The following is a 6841-nucleotide window of genomic DNA, read 5'->3' on the forward strand; positions in this document are numbered from 1 at the left end:
AGCCCGTCATGGAAGCCTATACCGAGATCCGCGAGGCGGTCGCCAAGCTTTGCGCAGGCTTTCCCGGCCCGTACTGGCGGGCGCTGGACCGGGAGATGGCCTATCCGACCGAATTCGTGAACGCGCTGACCGGGAGCGGGTACCTGTCGGTCCTGATCCCGGAGGCGTTCGGCGGTGCCGGCCTGCCGCTCTCCGCTGCGGCGGCGATCCTCGAGGAAGTTCAGCGTGCGGGCTGCAACGGGGGCGCCTGCCACGCGCAGATGTACACGATGGGCACCCTTCTGCGGCACGGCTCGGACGCCCAGAAGGCCGAGTACCTGCCGCCCATCGCGGAGGGGCGCCTGCGGCTCCAGGCCTTCGGGGTCACCGAGCCCACCTCCGGGACCGACACCGGCAGCCTCAAGACCACGGCGCGCCGCGAGGGCGACGCCTACGTGGTCAACGGCCAGAAGATCTGGACGAGCCGCGCCGAGCATTCGGACCTGATGCTGCTCCTGGCCCGCACGACCCCCCGCACGGAGGGCATGAAGCGCACGGACGGATTGTCCGTCCTCCTCGTCGACATGCGCGAGGCGCGAGGCAACGGCCTCACCATCCGGCCGATCCGCACGATGATGAACCACGCCACAACCGAGGTGTTCTTCGACAACCTCCGCGTGCCGGCCCAGAACCTGATTGGCGAGGAGGGCAGGGGCTTCCGCTACATCCTGTCCGGCATGAACGCCGAGCGCATCCTGATCGCGGCGGAATGCGTCGGCGACGCCAAGTGGTTCATCGACAAGGCGAAGGCCTACGCGGGTGACCGATCGGTCTTTGGCCGTCCGATCGGTGCCAATCAGGGCGTGCAATTCCCGATCGCCCGCGCCTACGCCAACATGCGGGCCGCGGAGTTGATGGTCCGCGAGGCACTGAGCCTCTACGAGGGCGGCGCCAATCCCGGCGCCGAGGCCAACATGGCCAAGATGCTCGCCGCGGACGCCTCTTTCGAGGCCGCCAATGCCTGCATCCAGACCCACGGTGGCTTCGGATTCGCCGAGGAGTACGACGTGGAGCGCAAGTTCCGCGAGACGCGCCTCTACCAAGTTGCGCCCATCTCCACGAACCTCATCCTCGCCTACCTGTCCGAGCACGTCCTCGGCATGCCCCGCTCGTACTGACATGACGGACTTCGCTGCCTGGATCGGACGGACGCGCACGGCGTCCGACCTCGTGACGCCGCGCCTCCTGGCCGAGTTCCGCGCGACCCTCGCGCCGCATCTGGCACCGGTCGCCGAGGGACACGCTTTGCCGGCCCTGCACTGGTGCCTCGCTCCGGAGACGCCCCCCGCCGATGCACTGGGACCGGACGGTCACGCCGCCAAGGGCGGGTTCCTGCCGCCCGTGCCGTTGCCGCGGCGCATGTGGGCCGGCGGGCAGATCGAGACCATCGCGGAGCTGCGCGTGGGGGATCTGGTGACGCGCACCGAGACCGTGCGGGACGTGGCCTTCAAGGAGGGGCGCAGCGGGACCCTATGCTTCGTCACCGTCGATCACGCGATGGCGACGGAGCGCGGCGTCGCGATCCGAGAGCGGCAGGACATCGTCTACCGCGAAGCGGCCGCCGCGCAGGCCGGCCGCCCGGTCGAGGCTGAGCGGGACTCGGCCGAGGCCTACGCGCGGGTCTGGGCCGTGCCGGCGACGCCGACGCTCCTGTTCCGCTACTCGGCGATGACCTTCAACGGCCATCGCTTCCACTACGACCAACCCTACGCCACGCAGGTGGAGGGCTATGCGGACTTGGTTGTCCATGGTCCCATGCAGGCGACGCTGCTGATGAACCTCGCGGCCACGCTGCTGGATCGGGCGCCGCGCAGCTTCGCCTATCGCGGCGTCTCGCCGATGACCGCCAACCAGACCTTCCGGGTGTGCGGCCGGCTCACGGAGACCGGCTTCGAGGGCGTGACGCTCGACGAGGCGAGCCGGGTGTGCATGCGGGCGCGGGGTGAGGGCTAGCGCCCGACCGATCAGCGATCCGTCCGACCGGGAAACGCGATCGGCTCGATCGGCAGATCACCGGCGCCGTGGTCGTGCGCAGCGACGGCGCCCTGCGTCGCTGCACTCGCAAGGTCGGTGACGGGTTGGGGATGCCGGTGGGGTCTGCAGGCCTACGCGCTGGTTCCGGCTCACCCACGATGCCCGTGGATCACGTTCGTCGCGGCGGGCTCCGCGGAGGCGAGGCCCGCCGAAGCTTCGCTCAGGCGAGCTTCAGCCCGACGTTGACGTTGCCGCGGGTGGCGTTCGAGTACGGGCACACTTGGTGCGCGGCGTCCACGAGCTTCTGCGCGTCGGCGCGGTCCAGGCCGGGCAGGCTGATGGTCAGGTCGGCCGTGATGCCGAAGCCGCCTTCGGAGCGCGGGCCGATGCCGACATCGGCGGTGACGCTGGTGTCGGCCGGGACCTTCAGCTGCAACGACGGCGCCACAGCCTTCATGGCGCCGAGGAAGCACGCCGAGTAGCCGGAGGCGAAGAGTTGCTCCGGATTTGCGCCCGGGCCGCCCGCGCCGCCGAGCTCCTTCGGGGTCGAGAGCTTGACCTCGAAGTTGCCGTCGGCCGTCCGCGCGGCGCCGTCGCGGCCCCCGGTGGCGGTGGCGGTGGTGCGGTACTTCACGTCTACGGACATGGCGGTCTCCGATGTCTGGAAGAGGGTCAGCATCAAGCGGTCAGCGGGCAACCGCGTTCCATCATTTTAATTGCGCGCAATCTAATTTCAAGGATCGATCAGGGTGAATCTGTCGACATCCACCAGCCCCCGGTCGGTGATCTTGAGGTGCGGGATCACCGGAAGCGGCAGGAATGCCACCTGCAGGAACGGCTCGGGCAGGACAACGCCGAGGCCGCGCGCGGCGGCGCGCAGGGCGACCAGATCGCGCCGAATGGCATCGAACGGCATCAGGCTCATCAGGCCGGCCAGGGGGAGGGCGATCTCGGCGAGCACGCGGCCGTCCGCGACCACCACGAAGCCGCCCTCGATCTCGCCCAGGCGGTTCACCGCCACGGCCATGTCGGCCTCGTCCGCGCCGACCACCGTGATGTTGTGGCTGTCGTGTCCCACCGACGACGCGATGGCGCCGCGCTGCAGCCCGAACCCCTTCACGAAGGCGACCCCGATGCCGCGTTCCCCGGGCGCGGTCCGGCCGTGCCGCTCCACGACGGCGACCTTGATGACGTCCTGGCCGAGATCGACGCGACGCTCGCCGCCCCGGTAGGGCAAATTCAGGTCGTGCCGCAGCGTGATGATCTTGCCCGGCACCACGCCGATCACCGGCGTCGACGGTCCCGAGCCCGGGGCCGCGAAGTCGGACGCCTGCACGTGCCGCGCCCGCACGCTGCCGCGCCCGATCGGCGCCACGGGTGTCCGACCCGCGAACAGCGCGTCGTCGACCGGGCGCCCAGCGCTGATCACCCGCGACACCGCGCAGGCGGCCAGATCGTCGAGCACGACGAGGTCGGCCCTCTGCCCGGGCGCCACGAGGCCGCGGTCGTGGAGGCCGAAGGCCCGGGCCGCGGACCACGAGGCGGCCCGGTAGGCCGCCAGCGGCGGTGCGCCCAGCGCGATGGCCGTGCGGATGACGTAGTCGAGGTGGCCCTCCTCGGCGATGTCGAGGGGGTTCCGGTCGTCGGTGCAGAAGGCGAGGAACGGCGCGGTGCGTTCGGTGAGGATCGGCGCGAGGGCGTGCAGGTCCTTGCAGACGGATCCCTCGCGAATCAGCACGGTCATCCCCTTCGAGAGCTTCTCCAGGGCCTCCTCGGGGGTCGTCGCCTCATGCTCCGTGCGGATGCCGGCCGCGATGTAGCCGTTCAGCGCCGCCCCGCGCAGGAGGGGCGCGTGGCCGTCGATGTGCCGGCCCTGGAAGGCGGCGAGCTTCTCCAGCACGGCCCGATCGCCCGCCAGCACGCCGGGGAAATTCATGAATTCGGCGAGACCGATCACCTTCGGGTCCTGCGCGAAGGGCATGAGATCGGCTGCGGTGATCCGAGCGCCGGACGTCTCCAGATGGTCGGTCGCCGGAACGCAGGAGGAGAGCTGCACCCGCAGGTCCATCGCCAGCGTCCCGGACGATTCGAGGAACCACGCGAAGGCGTCGGTCCCGAGGACGTTGGCCATCTCGTGCGGGTCGCAGATCCCCGTGGTGACCCCGTGCGGCAGGACGCAGCGCTCGAATTCCTGCGGCGGCATCAGCGAGGATTCGACGTGGAAATGCGTGTCGATGAAACCCGGCACCACGATCTTGCCGCGCAGATCGATCTCCCGGCGGCCGCGATACGATCCGAAGGTGCCGACGATCCGCTCGCCGCAGATCGCGACGTCGGAATCCACCAAGTCGCCGGTGACGAGGTCGAGGAACCGCGCGCCCTTCAGAACGAGGTCGGCCTCCGCGTGGCCCTGCCCCTGCGCGATCGCGCGCCGCAGGAGATCCACCTGTGTCATCGGCTCACACTCCGTCCCGTCCCGTCATCCGCCAGAAGCATGCCATGGCTGCGTGCCGCCCGGCGACGCTTGCGGACATGCGCCTGCGGGCGCAGAAGCCCACCACCTTCGAACCGGTCGAATCGCGCGATGCCTGCCTATCGTTCCCGTACCACCACCCACGGTCGCAACATGGCCGGCGCTCGCGGACTCTGGCGCGCCACCGGCATGAAGGATGCCGATTTCGGCAAGCCGATCATCGCGGTGGTCAACTCGTTCACGCAGTTCGTGCCGGGTCACGTCCACCTCAAGGATATCGGCCAGCTGGTCGCCCGCGAGATCGAGGCGGCCGGCGGCGTCGCCAAGGAGTTCAACACCATCGCGGTCGATGACGGCATCGCGATGGGCCACGACGGCATGCTGTACTCGCTCCCGTCCCGGGAGCTGATCGCCGACTCCGTCGAGTACATGGTCAACGCGCACTGCGCCGACGCGATGGTGTGCATCTCGAACTGCGACAAGATCACCCCCGGCATGCTGATGGCGACGTTGCGCCTCAACATCCCGACCGTGTTCGTCTCGGGTGGCCCGATGGAGGCCGGCAAGGTCCAGCTCCCGGGCATCGCCAGGAAGGTCGACCTCGTCGACGCGATGATCGCGGCGGCCGATGACCGGATCTCCGACGCGGACGTCGCGGTGATCGAGCGCTCGGCCTGCCCGACCTGCGGCTCGTGCTCGGGCATGTTCACCGCGAACTCGATGAATTGCCTCACCGAGGCGCTGGGACTCGCGCTGCCGGGCAACGGCTCCGTGCTGGCCACGCATGCCGACCGCAGGCGCCTGTTCGTCGAGGCCGGCCACCTCATCGTCGACCTCGCCCGGCGCCACTACGAGCAGGACGACGCGAGCGTGCTGCCGCGCGCCGTGGCGAGCTTCAGAGCGTTCGAGAACGCCATGACCCTCGACATCGCCATGGGCGGCTCGACCAACACGGTGCTGCACCTGCTGGCCGCCGCCCATGAGGGCGAGGTGCCTTTCACGATGGCCGATATCGACCGCCTGTCCCGGCGGGTTCCGGTGCTCTGCAAGGTCGCCCCGGCGGTCGCCAACGTCCACATGGAGGACGTGCACCGCGCGGGGGGGATCATGGGGATCCTGGGCGAGCTCGACCGGGCGGGCCTGATCGACACCGAGGCCGGCAACGTGTCGGCCGGGACCCTCGGCGCGGCCCTGGCCCGCTGGGATGTGCGCGTCGCGCCGAGCACCGCAGTGCAGACCTTCTACCGGGCGGCCCCCGGCGGCGTGCCGACCCAGGTGGCGTTCAGCCAGGAGTCGCGCTTCGACGAGCTCGACCTCGACCGGGCGGGCGGCGTCATCCGCGACGCCGCGCACGCCTACTCGCAGGATGGCGGCCTCGCGGTGCTCTACGGCAACCTCGCCGAGCAGGGCTGCATCGTGAAGACCGCGGGCGTCGACGCGGCGGTTCTCACCTTCACGGGTACGGCTCGGGTGTTCGAGAGCCAGGACGCGGCCGTGAACGGGATCCTGAACGGCAAGGTCACGGCCGGTGAGGTCGTGCTGATCCGCTACGAGGGCCCTCGGGGTGGCCCCGGCATGCAGGAGATGCTGTACCCGACGAGCTACCTGAAATCGAAGGGTTTGGGGAAGGCCTGCGCCCTCGTCACAGACGGTCGGTTCTCCGGCGGCTCCTCCGGGCTGTCGATCGGCCACGTGTCGCCGGAAGCCGCCGAAGGTGGCCTGATCGGCCTCGTGCACGACGGTGACATTATCGCGATCGACATTCCGGCACGCACCATCCGCCTGGACGTGGATCCGGTCGAACTGGAGCGTCGGCGCGCCGCGCAGGATGCGGCGGGCTGGCAGCCGGAAAACCCGCGCCCGCGCAAGGTCAGTGCGGCGCTGCGCGCCTACGCGATGCTGACCACCAGCGCGGCCCACGGCGCCGTCCGACGGGTGTAGCCCCGCATCCGGGTTCGCGGAGCCGCGACGGCCGGAGCGGCTCTGCCGGTTCCTGTCGGATGACCGCCAAGGCTGAAACGTCGAAGCGCGGCCCATGTGCCAGCCAACGGGCTGCCGGCGGAGGGCACCCGCGGCGCAGCTCCGCCGCTTCTCCACCGCATCCCGGGCTCGCGGCTCGGGAGGGTGTCGCGCCGCTGCACCGGTCCTGAACGCGAAAACCCCGCGTGGCCGGACCGCGCGGGGTTTTCGAGAAACCGAAGGTGGGCGGATCAGACCGCCATCCGCTCCTCGCCGTCCATCGGCTCACGCAGCACGTAGCCGCGGCCCCAGACGGTCTCGATGTAGTTTTTGCCCTGGCTGGCGTTGGCGAGCTTCTTGCGCAGCTTGCAGATGAACACGTCGATGATCTTCAGC

At 70.0% G+C, this 6841-nt stretch carries 6 protein-coding genes; 3 read left to right on the top strand and 3 right to left on the bottom strand.

Annotated features, from left to right (window positions below; translation table 11 throughout):
• The first annotated feature begins 8 nt into the window (after nucleotides 1-8).
• Nucleotides 9-1157: an acyl-CoA dehydrogenase family protein gene (locus tag MFF58_RS14895; RefSeq protein ID WP_238289266.1), complete on the top strand. Its 1149-nt coding sequence runs from the start codon at nucleotides 9-11 to the stop codon at nucleotides 1155-1157.
• A gap of 1 nt (nucleotide 1158) precedes the next feature.
• Complete coding sequence (locus MFF58_RS14900; protein WP_238289268.1) at nucleotides 1159-1992, top strand: HTD2 family dehydratase; 834 nt, start codon at nucleotides 1159-1161, stop codon at nucleotides 1990-1992.
• Nucleotides 1993-2233: 241 nt separating this feature from the next.
• On the opposite strand, the gene MFF58_RS14905 is transcribed toward MFF58_RS14900, so the two are convergent.
• Together MFF58_RS14905 and ade are read right to left on the bottom strand one after the other, a co-directional pair.
• The gene (locus MFF58_RS14905; RefSeq protein WP_238289270.1) at nucleotides 2234-2659 is read right to left on the bottom strand and encodes an organic hydroperoxide resistance protein; all 426 of its coding nucleotides are present in this window, start codon (nucleotides 2657-2659) and stop codon (nucleotides 2234-2236) included.
• Between the two features lie 87 nt (nucleotides 2660-2746).
• The gene (gene ade / locus MFF58_RS14910) at nucleotides 2747-4468 is read right to left on the bottom strand and encodes an adenine deaminase (protein ID WP_238289272.1); all 1722 of its coding nucleotides are present in this window, start codon (nucleotides 4466-4468) and stop codon (nucleotides 2747-2749) included.
• Between the two features lie 129 nt (nucleotides 4469-4597).
• On the opposite strand from ade, the gene ilvD reads away from it, so the two are divergent.
• Nucleotides 4598-6427, top strand: a complete 1830-nt coding sequence (gene ilvD / locus MFF58_RS14915; RefSeq protein WP_238289274.1) for a dihydroxy-acid dehydratase — start codon at nucleotides 4598-4600, stop codon at nucleotides 6425-6427.
• A gap of 269 nt (nucleotides 6428-6696) precedes the next feature.
• Here the strand turns inward: ilvD and MFF58_RS14920 are convergent.
• Nucleotides 6697-6841 (bottom strand): winged helix-turn-helix domain-containing protein (locus MFF58_RS14920; protein WP_238289290.1); only part of this gene is annotated, 145 nt, incomplete at its 5' end.

Origin of the sequence: Methylobacterium longum (genome assembly GCF_022179385.1) — a bacterium.
GTDB lineage: Bacteria > Pseudomonadota > Alphaproteobacteria > Rhizobiales > Beijerinckiaceae > Methylobacterium > Methylobacterium longum.

Coding starts and splice junctions, on each gene's coding strand:
- MFF58_RS14895 (WP_238289266.1), top strand. CDS start 9: ATGGAAGCCTATACCGAGATCCGCGAGGCGGTCGCCAAGCTTTGCGCA.
- MFF58_RS14900 (WP_238289268.1), top strand. CDS start 1,159: ATGACGGACTTCGCTGCCTGGATCGGACGGACGCGCACGGCGTCCGAC.
- MFF58_RS14905 (WP_238289270.1), bottom strand. CDS start 2,659: ATGTCCGTAGACGTGAAGTACCGCACCACCGCCACCGCCACCGGGGGC.
- ade (WP_238289272.1), bottom strand. CDS start 4,468: ATGACACAGGTGGATCTCCTGCGGCGCGCGATCGCGCAGGGGCAGGGC.
- ilvD (WP_238289274.1), top strand. CDS start 4,598: ATGCCTGCCTATCGTTCCCGTACCACCACCCACGGTCGCAACATGGCC.